Consider the following 19,064-nt stretch of genomic DNA (forward strand, 5'->3'; position numbering starts at 1 on the left):
CGCAAGGCCCTCATGTCCGATACACAAGCGCCCACCACAGATTGCCTTTTCGCCCGTTACCAGGGGCAGGTGCGAGAGGCGCTGCGATCTGTCGTGGCAGATCTGCCGGACGAGATTGCCGCACGTGTCGAACTCACCCCGGCGCGTGACGCCTCCCATGGCGACATGGCTACCAATGCTGCGCTTCTGGCCTCGAAATTCGCCCGCCGCCGTCCGGCTGATATCGCGGCTGATCTGGTGCCGCTGCTCTCGGCGCTGCCGGGTGTCGCCAGGGCAGAAGCGGCGGGGCCAGGCTTTGTCAATCTGACGCTCAGCCCGGACGTGCTGCAATCCGTTGCGCGCTCTGTCATCGAGGCCGGGCCGCGCTTTGGTGAATCGCGTCTTGGCGCCAATCGCCGCGTGAATGTGGAATATGTGTCGGCCAACCCGACCGGCCCGATGCATGTTGGTCATTGCCGTGGCGCCGTGGTGGGTGACGCGCTGGCCAATCTACTGGCCAAGACCGGGCACATCGTCACCAAGGAATATTACATCAACGATGCCGGAGCGCAGGTCATCGCGCTTACCTGGGCGGCCTATTGGCGCTATCTGCAGGCCATCGGCACGCAGATCGATGTCGAGGCCTTCTCGGCGCTTACGCCGACAGGTCTGCAATATCAGGGCGATTACCTGATCCCCATCGGTGTGTCCTTGGCTGCCGCGCATGGCAAGGGCCTTGCCGATGCAGCGGGTCAGCCCGCCGATCCGTCTGTCTGGTTCGAGATCGTGCGTGAAGCCACGCTCAAGGTCATGATGGAAGAGATCCGCACCGATCTCGGCCTTCTGGGTATCCATCACGAGGTTTTCTCGTCCGAGGCCGAGACGCTGGCCAGCGGTCAGGTCGATGAGGCCATCAACGCCCTCGACGCCAAGGGCCTGCTTTATGAGGGCGTGCTCGAGCCCCCCAAGGGCAAGACCCCGGAAGACTGGGAGCCGCGCCCTCAGACCCTGTTCCGCTCCACGCAGTTCGGCGATGACGTCGACCGTGCGCTGCGCAAATCCGATGGCAGCAACACCTATTTTGCCAATGATATCGGCTACCACGCCCAGAAGGCCCGCAACGCCGACGAGCTGATCGACGTTCTCGGCGCCGATCATGGCGGCTATGTCTCTCGTATGCGTGCAGCTGTCAGTGCCCTGACCGATGGCAAGACGGGTTTCGAAGTCGTGATGTGCCAGATCGTTCGTATCATGAAGGGCGGCGAACCTGTGCGCATGTCCAAGCGCGCGGGCACGTTCGTCACGCTGCGCGACCTGCTTGACGAAGTCGGACGCGACGCCGTGCGTTTCACCATGCTGACGCGCAAGGCCGATGCGCAGATGGATTTCGATCTCGATGCGGTCGTAGCCCAGACGCGCGACAACCCCGTGTTCTACGTGCAGTACGCCCATGCGCGGTGCCGCTCGGTCATGCGGAGTGCCGAGACCATGTTCGGCGCCGAGGTCACGAGCGATGCGTCCCTGACCGGTGCCGAGCTGTCACGCCTCGACTCCGATGTCGAGCTTGCCGTGCTGCGCCGTCTGTCGACTTTCCCCCGCGTGGTCGAAGGCGCAGCCCAGACGCGTGAGCCGCACCGCATCGCCTATTACTGTGGTGAACTGGCAGCGGATTTCCATGCCTTGTGGAACAAGGGGCGTGAGGATACGACGCTGCGCTTCCTGCATGAGCAGGACAAAGCAGCGAGTCTGGCCAAGCTCGCGCTCGTGGCATCGGTTGCCAGCGTGCTGCGCTGTGGCCTGGCCATTCTCGGTGTCGAGCCGGTTGAGGAGATGCGATGAACGACGACACGCCAGACTGGCGCGACGACCGGCAGGGGGGCGATGAGCGCCCCCGTCAACCCGGCGGCAATGACCGACGCGCCAATGATCCGCGTTTCACCGATACGCGGCCCCCGTCTTACGGCGCTGAGTCCTCATCGGCGCGCGACACTTCCCGCGCCTCGTCACCGCGCGAGCGCCTGAGCGCCGATTATGACGAAGAGCCCGTCTTCCGCCGTCGCGCTGCGACGGGTGGCGGTCTGGGCGCATTGCTCGGCTCTGACGTGATGACACGCCGTCTGGTCTATGGCGCAGCAGGGCTTGGCGCGCTTCTGGTCGTGGGCGTGGGGGGCTGGTCTCTTCTCGGCGGTCATTCCGGCGGTATTCCTGTCATCGGGCCGCCACCCGGCCCCGTGCGTGATCGCCCCGCCGATCCGGGCGGGATGCAGATCATGGGCGATGGCACCGATCTCGATGTGACTGGGCAGGGTGAAGCGCATCTGGCGCCCGAGCCCGAACAGCCGCGTCCCGAGGCGCTTGCTGCCCGCACAGCCCCCGAGGCACCGGCAGCGTCATCCGCCACTTCCGGCGAGGCAGATTCTACGGGCGCAACATCCGGCACAGCACCAAAAGAGAGCGCTGGCGCGTCAGACAATGCCGGGCCCTCTGCCGCCCCCGAAGCGCCTTCTGCCACCGCGCCGGAGCCGAAAGAACCACCTGCTTCACCACCCGCCCGCAAGCCGGAAGCGAGTCAGGCCGAGCCAGCTGCCAAGGCCGCGCCTCCGGCGCAGAAGGAAGCAGCCCGACCTGCCCCCGAGACGGCTCCGGTGGCGCCTGCGGCCAAGGCGGAAAGCGCGGGTCACATGGTGCAGCTGGCGGCTCTGGGCAGCGATGCCGACGCGAAGGCGACCTGGTCCAGGCTTTCGAAGCAGGCGAGCGATCTGCTGTCGAGCCATGAGCCGGTCATCGAGCAGAAGACGATCAATGGTCATGTCTTCTATCGACTGCGCGTTGGCGGGTTCGACTCAGCGCAGGCAGCCCGCGCTTTTTGCGTGCGTCTGCATGCCCGCTCGATTGCCTGCACACCGGCGGTCTTCTGATCGCAATGGGTGAGGGGGGTCTTGTCTTTCCGACGGGCGCGGAACCGGAAACCGCGCCCCACCTGTCCCTGACGGGTTTCGAGGGGCCGCTCGATCTGCTGCTCGATCTCGCGCGCGCCCAGAAAGTCGATCTGGCCCAGATCTCGATCCTGCAGCTGGTCGAACAATATCTCGCCTTCGTGGAAGGCGCGCGCCAGATCCGGCTCGAACTGGCAGCGGACTGGCTTGTCATGGCGGCATGGCTGACCTGGCTCAAATCGCGCCTCCTGCTGCCTGCTGAAAACGAACCCGATGGCGAGGCCGAAGAAGCAGCCGAACTGCTTCAGGGCAGGTTGCTGGAGCTTGAGGCTATACGCGGTCTTTCCCGTTGGCTGGATAACCGTCCCCGCCTTGGAGAGCATGTCTTTGCCCGTGGTTGCGGCGAGAACATGACCCAGATCGACCGTTCGGGCCTGCGTGTCGACATGATCGGGCTCATCACAGCCTATCTCGCCATGACGCGTCGACGGGGGCGCAAGCGTTTCTACGCGCCGCCACGCCCGCGCTACTGGACCGTGACCGAGGCGGTATCGGCCCTGCAGCGTCTGCTTAATGCGAGCGAAGTGGCCGGCTGGCAGAAACTGACTGCCTTGCTGCCTGCGCAGGAAAGCACAGCGCCACGCGCGCGCGCTGCCGCTCTGGCCAGCGCGCTTGTGGCGGGGCTGGAAATGGCCAAGAGCGGTGCGGTCGAGCTGAAGCAGGAAGGTATTTTCGCCGAGATCATGCTCAGGGCGCCGCAGAAGGACGATGTTTTCGAAGAAGCATCTGCCGGGCAGGTTCCCGAAAAGGACGAAACGTAATGGATGCGCTGATGACCCTGTCCCGATTGGTGGAGGGACTGATCTTTGCCAGTGCAGAACCCGTATCGGAGAATGCGCTCAGGCAGTTTCTCGTCACGCAGGGCGCTGAAGAAACCGTTCTCGGACCCGTTCTTGCGATAGTCATGGCCCGTTACGAGGATCACGCGGTCGAGCTCATAGCGGTCGCCAAGGGCTGGCAGTTCCGCACCCGGCCCGAAATCGCCCCCGCTTTGACGCGCATCATCGAGAAACCCCGGCGCCTGAGCCGTTCCGCCATGGAAACGCTCGCGATCATCGCCTATCATCAGCCCTGCACACGTGCCGATATCGAAGGCATACGCGGTGTTTCGTTGAGTCAGACCGTGCTCGACACGCTGATCGAGGATGGACTGATCATGCCGAAAGGGCGCAAGGAAGTTCCGGGAAGGCCAATTCTCTGGGGAACCTCGGCGCATTTTCTCAGCAGTTTCGGCCTGAGCGATCTCGGCGCCCTTCCACGTCGTGACGAGTTGCTGCTCGATCCTGACGCAGCGGGGCAGGCGGGGCGTGTCGTGACCCAGCAGGGCATTCAGTAGGCGCCTCGTGGATCGGGCTTTTGGTATGAGTGGGGAAGATGTTCGATTTTAGCTGGTCGGAAATTGCGCTGATCGTCATTGTGGCGCTGGTTTTCATCGGCCCCAAGGACATGCCGACCGCCATACGCGCTGTCAGCCGGGGGCTGAAGGCCGTGCGCCGCATGGCCTCAGAGTTTCAGGGCCATGTGGACGAGATGGTGCGTGAGGCCGATCTCGGTGAGGCACGCGATCATTTGCGTGATCTCAAACGTTTCGATTTTCGCGATCGCATCGCCCGCACTATCGATTCAGACCAGACCATCAGCAAGAGCCTCGATTTCAGGCCGCCGCCGTCCCTGTCTGCGCCCGCCTCGGCGTCGGTTGCGTCAACAGCGCCTGCCGTCATTCCGGTCAGCGGGCCGGGTGTCAGCAATACCGAGACCGCTCCGGCCCGGCAGGAAGAGGCATCGGCCCCCGCAATCCTGCCGCCTCTGACGGCGCGACGCCTGAATCATGAAAAGACGCTCTGGCACGCCCCAGCGGTCATACCGCCCCTGCGTGTCATTCATAATGGGCGTCGCGTTGCGCTCGATCCGCCCCCAGAGGCGGCCCCGCTCTCCGCCACGCCAGCGGAAACGCCCATATTGTCGCCCGCGACCCCAACCCAGCCAGACTGCCCGACCGCGCCATGACGAACGAAAATTCCATCGACGACAAGGCGATGCCGCTGCTCGAACATCTGGTCGAGCTGCGCAAGCGCCTCATCTGGTCACTGGCGGCGTTCATTGTTGCCTTTCTGGTCTGCTATCATTTCTCCGAGCAGATCTATCTCTTCCTGGCCGATCCGCTGGCCAAGATTATGCGCCAGCAGGGTGAGCAGCCGCATCTGATCTATACGGCCCTGTCAGAAGCCTTTTTCACCTATGTGCGTGTCGCCGTTTTCGGCGCGATCTTCCTGTCTTTCCCGATCGTCGCCATGCAGGCCTGGATCTTCATCGCGCCGGGCCTCTACAGGAACGAGAAGCGTGCCTTCGCCCCATTCCTGATCGCCACGCCGGCCATGTTCCTGCTCGGGGCAACCATGGCCTATTACTTCATCTTCCCCATCGCCTGGCGCTTTTTCCTGTCGTTCCAGACAGCGCCGGTGGGATCTCATGGCATGCATATCGAGTTGCAGGCCAAGGTGTCCGATTACCTCTCGCTGGTCATGAAGCTGATCCTGGCTTTCGGCGCGGCTTTCGAGCTGCCTGTAGTGCTGACGCTTCTTGCGCGTGTCGGGATTGTCACCTCGGCAGGGCTCAAGAAATTCAGGCGCTATGCCATTGTGGGTGCCACGGTTATCGCTGCCATACTGGCGCCCCCCGATGTGATTACCCAGGTAGGTCTCGCCGTGCCGCTGATCTTTCTGTATGAAATCTCGATCTTTACGGCACGACTTGTCGAGCCGCGCGCTGTCGCGATCGACTAGGCAATAACGGGAAACGATTACGATGCATGACTTGCGCGCCCTTCGCGCCGATCCGGCCGGTTTTGATGCCGCTCTGGCCCGTCGTGGCCTGTCGCCCGTTGCCGGTGATCTGGTCCGTCGTGATGAAGAGCGTCGTGCAGCCCTTCAGGCCCTGCAGGAGCAGCAGGCGCAGCGCAAGGTGCTGGCCAAGGAAATCGGCCAGGGCAAGAAGACAGGTCAGGACACGACTTCGCTCGAACAGAAAGCCGTCGAGCTGCGCGACCATATCGCTGCCCTTGAGGCCAGCGCCGCGCAGATTGAAAACGATATCAGTGGCGTGCTTGCCAGCCTGCCCAATCGTCTTGACGAGACCGTGCCTGAAGGCCGCGATGAAGAGTCCAATCAGGTCGTTCATCAATGGGGCGAGGTGCCGGTTTTCGATTTCGAGCCGAAGCAGCATTTCGAACTCGGTGAACAGCTCGGCCTGATGGATTTCCCGACCGCTGCCAAGCTCTCCGGCGCGCGTTTCACCGTGCTGCGCGGGGCGCTTGCCCGTCTCGAGCGGGCATTGGGTCAGTTCATGCTCGATACCCATACGCAAGAATTCGGCTATAGCGAAACCATCGTGCCGCTGCTCGTCAATGATGCCGCGATGTATGGCACCGACAAGCTGCCCAAATTTGCCGAGGATTCATTTCAGACGACTGATGGCCGCTGGCTGATCCCCACGGCCGAGGTGCCGCTGACCGCCAGTGTGGCGGGTGAAATACTTGACGCCAAAATGCTGCCGCTGCGCATGACGGCGCTCTCCAGCTGCTTCCGTTCCGAGGCGGGCTCGGCGGGGCGTGATGTGCGCGGCATGCTGCGCCAGCATCAGTTCAGCAAGGTCGAGCTTGTTTCTGTCACGACGCCTGAGGCAAGCGCTGACGAGCATGAGCGCATGACACGCTGCGCCGAGAGCATTCTCGAGCGTCTGAATATTCCCTATCGCCGCATGCTGCTCTGTGCGGGCGATACCGGGTTTGGTGCTGCCAGGACTTTCGATCTCGAGGGCTGGCTGCCCGGGCAGAAGGCGTGGCGCGAGATTTCCTCCTGCTCCAACACGCGTGATTTTCAGGCCCGCCGCATGAATGCGCGCTATCGTACCGAGAACGGTCCCGCCTTCGTGCATACGCTCAATGGGTCTGGCCTGGCTGTCGGTCGCACGCTGATTGCGGTCATGGAAAACGGCCAGACTGCAGAGGGTGCCATCGAGATTCCGGCAGCCCTTCAACCCTATATGGGCGGGCTGACCCGTATCGGCTGAGCCTTGTCCTGTCGCGCCCGACAGGGCGTGACAGGGCTTTGCGAGAAGCCCTATCTTTCCCGTTCGAGCGCACGCGTCGAACGATCGATGCCGGGGCTGTATCGGCCTTTGGCATCGCCAGACAGAGGAAGACGATCATGCGCCTGACAGAACCCACCTTGCATGCAGACCGCCTGCTGGTTCTGTTGCGGCAGGTCGTCGGTACGCCGCATGTGCTGGTCGCGCCCCATGCGACAGCGCCCTATACGAAGGGGTACCGTTTCGGCTCGGGCAAGGTGAGGGCGGTCATTCGCCCCCGAACCCTGGTCGAGTTCTGGCGTGTGGCCGAACTCTGCGTAGCCGCCGATCAGATCATGATCGTGCAGGCAGCCAATACGGGTCTGACCGGAGGGTCGACCCCCGATGGCGAGAATTATGATCGCCCCGTCATTCTGATCAATACCCGCCGGTTGCGCGGCATGCATCTGCTCGGAGGTGGCAGGCAGGTCATCTGCCTGCCCGGCACCACATTGCACAAGCTCGAGACCGTCCTTGCACGCCATGGGCGCGAACCTCATTCGGTCATCGGGTCGTCCTGTATCGGCGCATCGGTTCTGGGGGGGATCAGCAATAATTCAGGTGGGGCGCTGGTGCAGCGCGGCCCGGCCTATACCGAGATGGCACTGTTTGGCCGGGTGACGGCAGACGGGCGGCTGGAACTGGTCAATCGTCTGGGCATCAGGCTCGATGCCGATCCGGTCAAGGCGCTCGCCCGCCTTGAGAGCGGGGCTCTCAGCAGAGAGGAGATCGAGTGGACTGACGCCAGGGGGCATGACGATGGCTATGTCACCCATGTGCGCGATGTCGAAGCCGATACCCCAGCACGTTACAATCAGGACAGCGCACGCTGGTTCGATGCATCGGGCTGTGCTGGCAAGCTGATCGTTTTTGCTGTGCGTGTCGATACCTTCCCGGCTGAGAAGAACAGCCAGGTTTTCTACATCGGTACGAACAGCACCAATGCGCTCGAATCCCTGCGTTGCCACCTGCTGACGGCTTATGACGAGTTGCCCATCGCGGGCGAATACATGCATCGCGATGCCTTTCGCATCGCCGAGATCTATGGCCGTGATACGGTGGCCCTCATCCGTTATGCGGGCACGCGGTCCATTCCGCGTCTTTTCGCCGCCAAGGCATGGCTCGATGATCTCTTCTCCGGGTCGAGATTTCTGCCCCCGCATCTGACCGATCGGGTCATGCAGAAACTGGGTCGGCTTCTGCCCGATCAGATTCCGGCAAAGATGCACGCGTTCGAAAAGCGGTTCGAGCATCATCTGATGCTGCGCGTTTCCCGTTCTCTGGCGGAAAAGCTCCAGGCCTATTTTGCGACGCTCAGTGCAGGGCAGGTGGGTGATAAGGACGCGTTCGACTGGTTTGCCTGCACTGATGATGAGGGCAAACGCGCCTTTCTGCATCGCTTTGCGGCGGCTGGCGCAGCGCTACGCTGCAGGAATGTGCTGGGAAAGGAAGCGGGGGAAATCGTCGCTCTGGATATTGCCCTGCGACGCAATGACGAGGCGTGGTTCGAGACTTTGCCCGATGCGATCGAGCAACGCATAGAGCACAAGCTCTATTACGGTCATTTCCTGTGCCATGTGATGCATCAGGATTATGTACTGAAGCCCGGCGAGTCAGCGGAAGATGTGGAGCACGAAATGCTCAAATTGCTGGATGCACGCGGGGCGCGTTATCCGGCAGAGCATAATCTGGGGCATCTTTATGAAGCCGGGGCTGAAATACTCAGCCATTACCGGGATCTCGATCCGTGCAATTGCCTCAATCCCGGTATCGGGAAGTCGACAAGAAAGAGAAACTGGAAAGCAGAAGAGGTCTGAAGGACAGAATATGAGGGGAATCCGGCGCTGCACCTGCATGAGGAGGTAAACGCCGGAGCCGGTTCGCCGATCTACGGCGGCCCTACGCCTTTATATTTGGCATCTGCGGAGAAAACCCTGAACGCTTTCATGGTTTTCGAAGACAATGTGCTTACGGAAAAATCAGACGACATATCTGTATTCCTTCTTCACATGGCGCCAGATGCGCCCTATTTCGTATTTGACTTACTTCACTATCGTCAATGCTATGAAAGTATTGGCGTTGGAGTGTTGGCAAAGGGTTGAAATAGAGAGACGAAAAGAGGTTAAGGAAGAAACGGGTGTTTTAGATCCTGTGATTACTCTAGCCGATGAGAGAAACCTGAGGACTGCGAGGCTCCCTTATGGGGGGCCGACCCCTTGATATTTGGCTTCTGCGGAGAAAACCCTGACCGAAATCATGGTTTTCGACGAAAATGTGCTTACGGAAAGACCAGACGACATATCTGTATTCCTTCTTCACATGGCGCGAAATGCGCACTATTTTGCGGTGGCCGTACTTTACTTCCTTCTTCGAAGTGATTTTCGAAGAATTATTTGAAGCAACCTCGGTTGCCGCAAAAGAACGCTAGCGCGGTTTTTGTGAAGAATGGAAGAACTTTCTGCGTCGTTTCGGCGAAAAATCTGCCCCGTAGAAAGCCCGATTGCCCGAAAACCAGACGGCACAAGGGTTTTTCAGCGATGTGAGGGGTCAAAAAAAGGCTTCAAAAGCGAGTCGACGGGCAATTGACGCTCCCTTTTCGCGTCGGGCCCTACCGATCTTGCTGTGCCGTTTGGCGCGTCTTGTGTCTTTGAGGTTCTGCGTATCCAGCCACGGGAGCCGGAATCTCCCGCCTGGGGATGAACCAGCCCATTTGAGAGTCTCGCGGCGCAGGGAAGGCATTTCTCCGGTCGGTTACCAGCGGCGGTGATCTCGTTCTGCCGTATCTGAATGACCGCGCGACAGGCTGCTAGGCCCGTCTGATTTCATCACCAGTCAGATCCGGAAAACTGCCTGAGTGCTGTTGTTGCGGCGATATACCGGCCGTCAGAGGTCATACTTTGTCATCGGTCTAAGCCAATCCCATGGCGAACCACGACGCTCATCACGCGCTTGTGAAGTGAGGCTGCCGAATGAGGCGGAACGATTCTGAAACGCTGAGAGAGATGAGATGAGCGACAACGACACTCGCCAACAGCCTGCGTCGCAGATACGTCGCAGATTCCTGCAGGTCGCAGGTGTTGCCGGGCTGGTTCTGGGCAAGAGCGCCTCGGCGCAGACGACACCGCCGGATCATCTGGCACCCCGTCCGTCGCCCCAGCCGATACGCCCGCTTCCGGAAGGTCGCCGCCCGTTTGGCTATGCCATTGTCGGTCTGGGAAAATATGCGATCAATCAGATCCTGCCCGCATTTGGCGAGTGCCAGCATGCGCGACTGGCCGGTCTGGTCAGTGGCGACCCGCAAAAGGCACGCAAGGTCGCATCGGCCTATGGCGTGCCCGAAAAGAACATCTACAGCTACGACAATTTCGACGATATCCGGAATAATCCCGAGATCGATGCTGTCTATATCATCCTGCCCAATGCGCTTCATGCCGATTTCGCGGTGCGGGCCTTTCGTGCGGGCAAGCATGTGATGTGCGAAAAACCGATGGCGACCAGCGTCGAGGATTGCCAGCGCATGATCGACGCTGCCAGGCGCGCCAGCAAGCAGCTGATGATCGGCTATCGCTGCCATTTCGACCCGATCACCCAAAGTGCATTACAGACCATCCGTGCGGGAAAGCTCGGCAAGCTGCGTGTCGTGACGACCGAGAATACCGATGTCCTCAGCATTGATGATCCGTCCGGCCAGTGGCGTGTCAAACGCAGCCTTTCAGGCGGCGGCTCTCTGATGGATCTTGGTATCTATGGCGTGAACGGCGCACGCTATCTGCTGAATGAAGATCCGATCGAAGTCAGCGCTATCAGGGCCGAGAGCAGCAACCCTGTTTTCCACGAGGTGGAAGACATCATTTCCTGGACGTTCCGTTACCGCTCAGGCGCTCTGGCCCATGGCAATTCGTCCTTCACCGCTGCAGCGACATCGCGCTTCGGCATTCAGGCGGAGAAGCTCTCCGGAACGCTCAACCCTGCCACCGGATATTACAATAATCGCTTCGAAACCGTTGCCGGAGAGGAAACGCATGTCCTCTCCGATCCCATGTTCCAGATTCCGGCGCTTAACCAGTTTTCGGCCCAGCTCGATCACCTGCCGGATGTTCTCGGAAGCGGAAAGCCGTCGCTCGCCACGGGTGAGGAGGGGATGCAGGATATCAGGCTAATACAGGCCATTTATCAATCCGCTGCGACGCGTCGGCCGGTCTCGACGGATTGGGGCGACTGGCGCAGGAAGGCCTGACTTTTTCAGGTCGTGTCATGACCTGACTGTCTCGAGATGCGGCTCATCTGTTCTGGCATCGTGATGGGGCCAGAACAGAAGGGTACCGTCAAATCAGCTTTCGGGCCAGAAGAGTGACGGCGCGGCTTCAGCTGCGCCCGCGTTTCCTTGTGCTTTTTGGTCCACGGCCATCGCGGGGCGGTTGCGCGTCCCGTTCTGCCGGGCGTTTTCCAAAGGGGCGCTTGCCCCCCGGCTTCTGGCCGCCCGGCCGCTGACCTCCGGGTCTCTGCCCCGGTCCTGCCCGCCGCTGATGTTCACGCTCACGGCTCTGCTGGCGCAGAACAGCTTCAATCCAGTCATTCAGCGCGTTTGTATTATCCTCTGCCGCCTGCTTGTCGGTATAGGCATCGGCAAAGCGCAGCGAGAGCCAGCGCCACGCGACAAGGCGCTTATGGCGCTTTTCGGCGCGCTCCAGCTCTTCACGTCCTGCCTGTGACGGCTGGACGAGACGCCCTGTGCCAGGTGGTGGCACGCGTCTGCCGGCGGCATGGTCGCTCGCCCAGCCAACAAGCCGGGCAATGCCATTATCGCGCTCGTCGATCGGGCACATCGCATAGACCCAGCGTTGCGTGAGGCTGAGCCCTTCCACACCTTCCAGCGCCGAGGCGATTTCGAAGGCCTGATCCATATCGGCAAGACGGTAATTCGGGTCATCGGCGCGCAAAACGGCGCGTTTGATGCGCACGAGAACACCGTAAAGACTGTCCGTTTCGATTTCCTCGGCGACAGCGCGCACGATATCGGAATCGGGCTGCACAAGCGGGCGCAGTTCGGTGATCGGCTCAGGCGGGGCGGCGAGCATCTTGCGGATATGGGCAGGGGTTCCTGCCTCCCCCAGAACGGCCACGATGCCGTTCTCATGGTGCCCGTAGCGCCCGGCACGCCCGCCAATCTGCTTGATTTCCTGCGCCGTCAGGTCGCGGGTCTGCTTGCCGTCATATTTGCGCAGCGCACTGAACACGACGCGTTTGATCGACAGGTTGAGGCCCATGCCGATGGCGTCTGTCGCCACTAGAATTTCCGCCTCACCGTTATTGAAGCGCGCCGCTTCGGCACGACGCACTTCCGGGCTGAGTGCGCCATAGACCACAGCCACGCGCTTACCGAGTGTCAGCAATTCAGCGCGCAGGTCGAGCACCTCACGACGCGAGAATGCAATCAGCGCATCGCCTGCCTCGAGATCGCGCAGCCGCACGGGGGCGCTGGCCGCCCGCAGCGGCGATTTGCGCTCAAGGGTGATCTCGTCAAGCGGGTCGTCGCAGAGTTCGGCAATGCGTCTGATGAGGGGAATGCAGTCAGGCGCACCCAGAATATAAAGATGGCGTGCAGGGACACCCATGATTGCCGCCGTCCACGCGGCCCCACGGTCAGGGTCCATCAGCATCTGCGCTTCATCGATCAGCGCCACATCGACCGGGTTATGGAACGGACACATCTCCACCGTCGCGGCAAGATGGCGCGCACCGGGGAAATCGATGCGTTCCTCACCAGTCGCCAGAGAGGCAGGCACGCCGCGAGACAGAAGCGACTCCCGGAATTCATGCGCGAGAAGACGCAGCGGGGCGAGGGCCAGACCGCTCTCGGCATTGGCCAGCGCATTGAGCGCCGTATAGGATTTGCCGGAATTGGTCGGCCCGGTCACGAGGGTGATCCGTCGCTTGAGCGAGCGCGCCGTGCGGAAATGCGCCACGTAACGATCAAGCGCTGCGACGCGGGCAATGACGGCATTACCGACCTTGCGGCCGGTGAGGGCAGGGGTGCCGCGTGCGTCGCCGCGCCATTCCGCAAGCTGCGAGCGCAGGCGCTTGAGAATCTCGGGGTCGAATTCGAATTTTTCCGTGCCATCGGGCTGCGGCGTGCGGCGCGTGACCGGCAGGCGGTTCTCGGCAATCCAGCGCAAGGCCTCACGCGGGGTGCAATGCAGAATGGTCGGCACCTGCTCGAACCCGACAAGGCTTTCTTCCCAGGCCTTAAGGCGTTCATTCTCGCGCTTGCGGCGGGCTTCGGCGCGTGCCTCGATCCGCTCTTCTTCTTCCCGCCGTGCTTTCTCGCTGGCGATCAGCTCGGCTTCGAACCCCGTATCCTCAACGCCAAAGGCGGAGGCAACGATCTGGGCCAGACGGTCGATCTGCCCGCCCGAAAGGAAAGTCCCGGCATCGCTCAGATCGGCCTGCACGGCTTCGAGCACGTCACGCGGCGTATGGCCCATCTCGCGCAGGCGCCCTGCCAGCGTGTCGTCGAGCGTGCTGCGCAGCAGGTCGAGCCCGGCGCGCGGGTCATGCACGCGGCCTACCGCATCGAGAATATCCGCCTTGCCGATCCACAACTCGCCCGCGCGTCGGGTGGCGTTCATCAGCTGGGCGGCCCAGTCCTTGCGGCGTACGTCGCAAAGCAGACGCTCATATTCCGAAGGCAGGATGCGCTCTGCCCCCGGCACAAGGCTTCGGGCGATCAGTTTGAGAAGGCGCGGCTCCTCTTTGGGCGTAGGAGAAAGGCCAGTGTCCTCAACGGCCAAAGCGAGAGCGTGATCGGCGGGGGAGCGTGCAGAATCCATGAATGTGTTTGTGCGTTATGACACGGTTTGCTGCAACGGCAGACTTGTCCAAGCGGGCGTTTCGTTCTCCTATACGAGTGCGAAACGATCTGAAGGAGCCCATGGTGCGGTTCAAGCAAGCCCCGAAACTCTCTGCCATTCTCGGTCTGACGACCCTTCTCGCAGGCACGGCTTTGGCCGCGCCCGACATGCCGCCCCATATGGGACCGCCGCCGCCCGGCCCCGATGGTGGCCCCGGTGGCGTTCCGGGACCGGCTTTCCTGATGAAGCCGCAGCACGTGCTGAGCGAGGGCAGCGTGACCATTCGCGGGCAGGCGATCCCGTACCAGACGGAATCCGGCACACTCATCATCCATCCGGCCGGGTGGGATGACGCCAACCCGGACCCCAAGGCGCCTCAGGCTGTCGCCTCGGTTTTCTATGTCGCCTATTTCAAGAAGGGCGCGCATCCCGAAAACCGCCCGATCACCTTCGTCTATAACGGTGGCCCCGGCTCCTCGACCGTCTGGCTGCATATGGGCGCGCTCGGCCCCAAGCGCGTCGTGACGGTGGATGATCAGCCAACCCCAGCTGCCCCCTACAAGGTGGTCAATAACGACGACTCCCTGCTCGATGCGACCGATCTCGTCTTCATCGACGCGCCCGGCACGGGGTACGGCCGCGTTATCGGCAAGGATCGCGACAAGGCATTTTATGGCACCGACCCTGATGCTGCCGCCTTTACCGATTTCATCGCGCAGTTCCTGTCGCGGCACGGGCGCTTCAACTCGCCCAAATATCTCTTTGGTGAAAGCTACGGCACGACGCGTTCGGCCATCATCGCCAATGCGTTGCGTCAGGATAAGGGGATCGACCTCAACGGCGTCATCCTGCTTTCGCAGATCCTGAATTACGGCAATTCCATCGACCGGGCACAGAATAACCCGAGCAACGATCAGCCTTATGTGCTTGGCTTGCCAAGCTTTGCCGCGACAGCCTGGTATCACCACAAGCTGCCTGACCAGCCCACCGATCTGAAAGCCTTTCTGGCCGAGGTCGAGCATTTTGCGCTGACCGATTATACATCGGCGCTCCAGGATGGCACCGGCATCAGCGACGACAAGCTGAAAGCGACAGCAGAGAAACTGCACCGCTATACAGGCCTGCCGGTCGAGTACATCATCAAGGCCAATCTGCGCGTCAATGGCGGCGAATTTGCCAAGACCCTGCTGGGCGATCAGGGGATGGATACGGGTCGTCTGGACAGCCGCTTCTCCGGCCCGAGCATGGACCCGCTGGGCCAGACGCCCGAATATGACCCGCAATCGGCCGCCATGGAGTCCGCCTATGTGGCGGCGTTCAATGACTATGCCCATACGACGCTGCATTATGGCGCCGACCCGTCCTTTGGTGACGGCTATATGGAATATCGCGTCAGCGCCCATAGCATCGGCAAATGGAGCTTTACGCACAAGCAGCCCGACCAGCGTGGCCCTGCACGGGGAGAGCCGAATGTGCTGCCCGATCTTGCAGCGGCCATGAAGGCCAATCCGGCGCTTCAGGTGATGCTGAACCAGGGGTATTACGATCTCGGGACGCCCTATTTCGAGGGTGTTTATGAGATGCGGCATCTGCCGATCCCGCGTGCGCTCGCGAAGAATATCGAGATCAAGCAATATGCCTCGGGGCATATGGTCTATGCGCATCTGCCGGCGCTGCATGAAATGCACGATAATGTTTCGCAGTTTATCGCAAGGACGCATCCGAAATCGTCGTAATATTTTAGAACAGACGGGGCTGTGGGGTTTTCAAAGGGCGAGAGGATGTTTTAGAAATTTCGCCACTTTGGGCGGTGTCAGACCGCCCGCCCCCTGCTGCCTTGCGAAAGATACCAGATGAACGCCCCCGTCTCTCTGCCCATGCCGACCATTTCCGAGCCACTGACCGGGCTCCTGCCCGTCGATGGCCATCCGGGCCAGTACCATCTGGCGCCGCCCAGCAAGGAATATGGTCACCTTCAGGCCTGCGAAGTGCTGAGCGTCCATCACTGGACCGACCGTCTCTTCACCTTCACCTGCACGCGTGACCCCGGCCTGCGCTTCGAGAACGGCCAGTTCACGATGATTGGCATCGAGGTTGAGGGCAAGCCGCTCCTGCGGGCCTATTCCATCGCTTCGGCCAATTACGAGGAAGAGCTCGAATTCTTCTCCATCGCGGTGGAAGACGGTCCGCTGACTTCGCGTCTGCGCCATGTGAAGGTGGGCGATACGGTTCTGGTCGGTCGCAAGCCGGTCGGCACGCTGCTGCTCGACAATCTGCGCCCGGGTCGCAATCTGTATTTCCTGTCGACCGGCACCGGTCTTGCACCGTTCATGAGCCTGATCGAAGACCCCGAGTGCTACGAGCGTTACGAGAATGTGGTGCTGAGCCACACCGTGCGTATCTCGGGCGAACTGGCTTATATGAACCATATTCGCCACGACCTGCCGAACCATGAATTCCTCGGCGAATTCGTGTCCAAGCAGCTCAAATACTACCCGGCCGTCACGCGTGAAGACTTTGCCGTGACCGACCGCATCACCACGCTGATTGAAAACGGCAAGATCTTCGAGGATCTCGGCCTGCCGAAGCTCGACCCAGAGCATGACCGCGTGATGATCTGCGGGTCGCCTGAAATGCTGGCCGATACCGAGAAGCTTCTCGTTTCGATGGGCTTCGAGGAAGGCAATATGAGCAAGCAGGGCTCTTATGTTGTCGAAAAGGCTTTTGCGGAACGCTGAGCCCGCCTTGTCCGTTCTGAACGGGCGCAGATTCTATTGATGACCATGACATGCGCGGCCGGGAGCTTTTCCGGCCGCGTTTTCTTTTGGAGACAGGCCTCATGCCGGATTTCGATCTTTTCGTGATAGGTGCCGGATCGGGCGGCGTGCGCTGCGCCCGTATTGCCGCACAGAATGGTGCCCGCGTCGGCATTGCCGAAAGCCGCCACTGGGGTGGCACCTGCGTCAATCTGGGCTGCGTGCCCAAGAAGCTGATGGTCTATGCCTCCGAGGGGGCCGAAGCTGCTGAAGACGCCCGCGCCTATGGCTGGGATGTCGAGATTGGCGCGCATGACTGGCCCCGCTTCATCGCGGCAAAAGACAAGGAAATCACGCGGCTCGACGGGATCTACAAATCCATGCTCGACAAGGCCGGGGTAGGTCTCTTTGTCGGCAGGGCAAAGCTGATCGACGCTCATACGATCGAAATCGGCCCGGGCCCACTCGATGAAAAGGCAACGCCTCAACGTGTCACGGCTGAGAAGATCGTCATCGCGACCGGCGGCCGCCCCGTGCGCCCACCGATCGAAGGCGCCGAACTCGGTATCATCTCCGACGCGGCCTTTCATCTGACAGAGCGGCCCGAGCGCGTCTGCATTATCGGTGGCGGCTATATCGGCGTCGAGTTTGCCGGGATCTTCGCGGGACTCGGATCGAAGGTCGACCTCGTTTTCCGCCAGGATCTGCCATTGCGCGGTTTCGATCAGGAATTGCGTGAAAAGCTGCTTGAGGCGCTCCCGAAACACGGAATCACCGTTCATGCGGGCGTTTCTCCCGAGAAGATCGAGGCGCTGGAGGCTGGCGCTAGAAGAGTCAGCCTTTCCAATGGCACCACAATCGACACTGACTGCGTGTTTTTCGCGACAGGGCGCAAGCCTGCTACCGACGGGCTGGGCCTTGAGACGCTTGGCGTCAAAACCGAAAAAGGGGCGGTTGTCGTCGACGCACATTCGGCCACATCGGTTTCGAACCTCTACGCCATTGGCGATGTCACCGATCGCATCAACCTCACGCCGGTTGCCATTGCAGAGGGGCATACGCTGGCCGAGCGCCTGTTCTCATCGCACACACCGCGCGACTGGGCTTATGAGACCACCCCGAAGGCCGTGTTCTTCTCTGAAACGCTGGCCAGTGTCGGGCTGACGGAAGAAGAGGCCGCGAAAGAGTCGGATCTCGACGTCTTCACGGCCTCTTTCCGTCCGTTGCGCCAGACGCTGATCGGCCGTGACCGCAAGGCGTTCATGAAGCTGATCGTGTCACGCGACAGTCAGAAGGTCGTGGGCGCGCATATGATGGGTGATGCGGCTGCCGAACTGATGCAGGGAGTGGCCATCGCCGTAACGGCCGGGCTGACGAAGCGCGATTTCGACCGCACAATCGGCATCCACCCGACGACGGCGGAGGAGTTTGTGACGATGCGCAGCCCGACCCGTCAGGTCAGCCGCACTTCATGACTCTGTTCCCGGCCCGTCGAAGGGCCGGGAAAACCGTGATCAGCCTCTCGTGCTGTTCAGGAAGGCAAACAGATCGCGGTTGAGCGCCTCGGCATCGGTAGCAAAAAGACCATGCGGGGCACTGTCATATTCGACATAGCGCGCGTGGGGCACGGCTTCGCTCACACGCTTTGCCGTCAGCTCGTAGGGCACGGTTTTGTCGCCCGTGCCATGCACCACCAGAACGGGCAGGGTGAGAGCGACCAGATCAGGGCGGAAATCGGTGCGGCTGAAGCTGTCGATACAATCCAGCGTTGCGTTCGGGCTTGCCATGATGCCCAGCGTAAAGCTCCAGTCGATCAGGGCCTGACTGACCGGCTTGCGGATCATGCTGACGCCGTAGAACCCTTTCAGGAACTCGGCGAGGAAGTGAAAGCGGTCGCGGCGTATCTGCGCCTTGAACTCGGCAAACACATCGACGGGCACCCCATCGGGATTATCGTCGGTCTGAAGCAGAAACGGCACAACAGAGGCGATCAGCCCGACGCCAGCCAGGCGGGTCGTGCCGAAACGGCTGACATAGCGCGTCACCTCGCCACCACCCATCGAGAACCCGACAAGGGTGAGATCGGTCAGGTCGAGATAATCGATCAGCTCGGCGAGATCGGCGGTGAGCGTCTCGTAATCATAGCCGCCGAAAGGATGGCTCGACTGGCCAAAACCGCGTCTGTCATAGGTGATGACACGATAACCGGCCTCGAGCAGGGCCAGTGTCTGATATTCCCACATATCGCCGGTAAGGGGCCATCCATGAACCAGCAGGACCGGGCGGCCTGCGCCCATATCCTTGTAATGGAGGCTGTTTCCGTCACGCAGTTTCAGCGAAGGCATGGTCGCATCCTT

Annotated in this window: 14 protein-coding genes; 12 read left to right on the forward strand and 2 right to left on the reverse strand. The window is 61.2% G+C overall.

All coding sequences use genetic code 11. The features are described from left to right. Window positions 1-12: 12 nt before the first annotated feature. From argS to AA105894_RS15475, 9 genes are all read left to right on the forward strand, one after another. Complete coding sequence (gene argS, locus AA105894_RS15435) at window positions 13-1,818, forward strand: arginine--tRNA ligase (RefSeq protein WP_267312515.1); 1,806 nt, start codon at window positions 13-15, stop codon at window positions 1,816-1,818. Then, window positions 1,815-2,897, forward strand: a complete 1,083-nt coding sequence (locus AA105894_RS15440; RefSeq protein WP_267312516.1) for an SPOR domain-containing protein — start codon at window positions 1,815-1,817, stop codon at window positions 2,895-2,897. The genes argS and AA105894_RS15440 overlap by 4 nt, the downstream gene beginning before the upstream one ends. Before the next feature lie 5 nt (window positions 2,898-2,902). Further along, entirely contained in the window at window positions 2,903-3,736 is an 834-nt protein-coding gene (locus AA105894_RS15445) for a segregation and condensation protein A (RefSeq protein ID WP_267312588.1), read from the forward strand. Continuing rightward, window positions 3,736-4,311: an SMC-Scp complex subunit ScpB gene (gene scpB, locus AA105894_RS15450; protein ID WP_267312517.1), complete on the forward strand. Its 576-nt coding sequence runs from the start codon at window positions 3,736-3,738 to the stop codon at window positions 4,309-4,311. Before AA105894_RS15445 ends, scpB begins: the two co-directional genes overlap by 1 nt. A gap of 38 nt (window positions 4,312-4,349) precedes the next feature. After that, window positions 4,350-4,982 (forward strand): Sec-independent protein translocase protein TatB, encoded by a 633-nt coding sequence (gene tatB / locus AA105894_RS15455; RefSeq protein WP_267312518.1) that lies wholly within the window; start codon window positions 4,350-4,352, stop codon window positions 4,980-4,982. Beyond that, window positions 4,979-5,758: a twin-arginine translocase subunit TatC gene (gene tatC, locus AA105894_RS15460; protein WP_188425951.1), complete on the forward strand. Its 780-nt coding sequence runs from the start codon at window positions 4,979-4,981 to the stop codon at window positions 5,756-5,758. Before tatB ends, tatC begins: the two co-directional genes overlap by 4 nt. 22 nt (window positions 5,759-5,780) lie before the next feature. After that, entirely contained in the window at window positions 5,781-7,043 is a 1,263-nt protein-coding gene (gene serS / locus AA105894_RS15465) for a serine--tRNA ligase (protein WP_267312519.1), read from the forward strand. Between the two features lie 137 nt (window positions 7,044-7,180). Beyond that, on the forward strand, window positions 7,181-8,917 hold the full coding sequence (gene dld, locus AA105894_RS15470) for a D-lactate dehydrogenase (RefSeq protein ID WP_267312520.1): 1,737 nt from the start codon (window positions 7,181-7,183) through the stop codon (window positions 8,915-8,917). Window positions 8,918-10,107: 1,190 nt separating this feature from the next. Next, complete coding sequence (locus AA105894_RS15475; RefSeq protein ID WP_267312521.1) at window positions 10,108-11,337, forward strand: Gfo/Idh/MocA family protein; 1,230 nt, start codon at window positions 10,108-10,110, stop codon at window positions 11,335-11,337. A 127-nt stretch (window positions 11,338-11,464) separates the two neighbouring features. Here the strand turns inward: AA105894_RS15475 and AA105894_RS15480 are convergent, their stop codons facing one another. Further along, window positions 11,465-13,930, reverse strand: coding sequence for a helicase-related protein (locus AA105894_RS15480; RefSeq protein ID WP_267312522.1), 2,466 nt, complete (start codon window positions 13,928-13,930; stop codon window positions 11,465-11,467). Window positions 13,931-14,130: 200 nt separating this feature from the next. On the opposite strand from AA105894_RS15480, the gene AA105894_RS15485 reads away from it, so the two are divergent. The 3 genes from AA105894_RS15485 (at window position 14,131) to gorA (ending at window position 18,182) form a co-directional block, all read left to right on the forward strand. Then, window positions 14,131-15,687 carry a S10 family peptidase gene (locus AA105894_RS15485; protein ID WP_373316793.1) on the forward strand — a complete coding sequence of 519 codons (1,557 nt, stop codon included), beginning with the start codon at window positions 14,131-14,133 and terminating at the stop codon, window positions 15,685-15,687. Between the two features lie 117 nt (window positions 15,688-15,804). Next, the gene (locus tag AA105894_RS15490) at window positions 15,805-16,689 is read left to right on the forward strand and encodes a ferredoxin--NADP reductase (RefSeq protein ID WP_188425945.1); all 885 of its coding nucleotides are present in this window, start codon (window positions 15,805-15,807) and stop codon (window positions 16,687-16,689) included. Window positions 16,690-16,790: 101 nt separating this feature from the next. Beyond that, window positions 16,791-18,182, forward strand: a complete 1,392-nt coding sequence (gene gorA / locus AA105894_RS15495; protein ID WP_267312523.1) for a glutathione-disulfide reductase — start codon at window positions 16,791-16,793, stop codon at window positions 18,180-18,182. Window positions 18,183-18,221: 39 nt separating this feature from the next. On the opposite strand, the gene AA105894_RS15500 is transcribed toward gorA, so the two are convergent. Continuing rightward, a complete protein-coding gene (locus AA105894_RS15500) occupies window positions 18,222-19,052 on the reverse strand; it encodes an alpha/beta fold hydrolase (protein ID WP_267312524.1) in 831 nt (276 codons plus the stop codon). Between the last annotated feature and the right edge of the window lie 12 nt (window positions 19,053-19,064).

This window comes from Asaia spathodeae NBRC 105894 (assembly GCF_025994195.1).
Lineage (GTDB): Bacteria > Pseudomonadota > Alphaproteobacteria > Acetobacterales > Acetobacteraceae > Asaia > Asaia siamensis.

Bases quoted from the DNA above. Each gene is read 5' to 3' on its own strand.
- tatC (WP_188425951.1), top strand. From the start codon at position 4,979: ATGACGAACGAAAATTCCATCGACGACAAGGCGATGCCGCTGCTCGAA.
- gorA (WP_267312523.1), top strand. From the start codon at position 16,791: ATGCCGGATTTCGATCTTTTCGTGATAGGTGCCGGATCGGGCGGCGTG.
- AA105894_RS15445 (WP_267312588.1), top strand. From the start codon at position 2,903: ATGGGTGAGGGGGGTCTTGTCTTTCCGACGGGCGCGGAACCGGAAACC.
- argS (WP_267312515.1), top strand. From the start codon at position 13: ATGTCCGATACACAAGCGCCCACCACAGATTGCCTTTTCGCCCGTTAC.
- scpB (WP_267312517.1), top strand. From the start codon at position 3,736: ATGGATGCGCTGATGACCCTGTCCCGATTGGTGGAGGGACTGATCTTT.
- dld (WP_267312520.1), top strand. From the start codon at position 7,181: ATGCGCCTGACAGAACCCACCTTGCATGCAGACCGCCTGCTGGTTCTG.
- AA105894_RS15475 (WP_267312521.1), top strand. From the start codon at position 10,108: ATGAGCGACAACGACACTCGCCAACAGCCTGCGTCGCAGATACGTCGC.
- AA105894_RS15485 (WP_373316793.1), top strand. From the start codon at position 14,131: ATGGGACCGCCGCCGCCCGGCCCCGATGGTGGCCCCGGTGGCGTTCCG.
- tatB (WP_267312518.1), top strand. From the start codon at position 4,350: ATGTTCGATTTTAGCTGGTCGGAAATTGCGCTGATCGTCATTGTGGCG.
- AA105894_RS15500 (WP_267312524.1), bottom strand. From the start codon at position 19,052: ATGCCTTCGCTGAAACTGCGTGACGGAAACAGCCTCCATTACAAGGAT.
- AA105894_RS15490 (WP_188425945.1), top strand. From the start codon at position 15,805: ATGAACGCCCCCGTCTCTCTGCCCATGCCGACCATTTCCGAGCCACTG.
- AA105894_RS15440 (WP_267312516.1), top strand. From the start codon at position 1,815: ATGAACGACGACACGCCAGACTGGCGCGACGACCGGCAGGGGGGCGAT.
- serS (WP_267312519.1), top strand. From the start codon at position 5,781: ATGCATGACTTGCGCGCCCTTCGCGCCGATCCGGCCGGTTTTGATGCC.
- AA105894_RS15480 (WP_267312522.1), bottom strand. From the start codon at position 13,930: ATGGATTCTGCACGCTCCCCCGCCGATCACGCTCTCGCTTTGGCCGTT.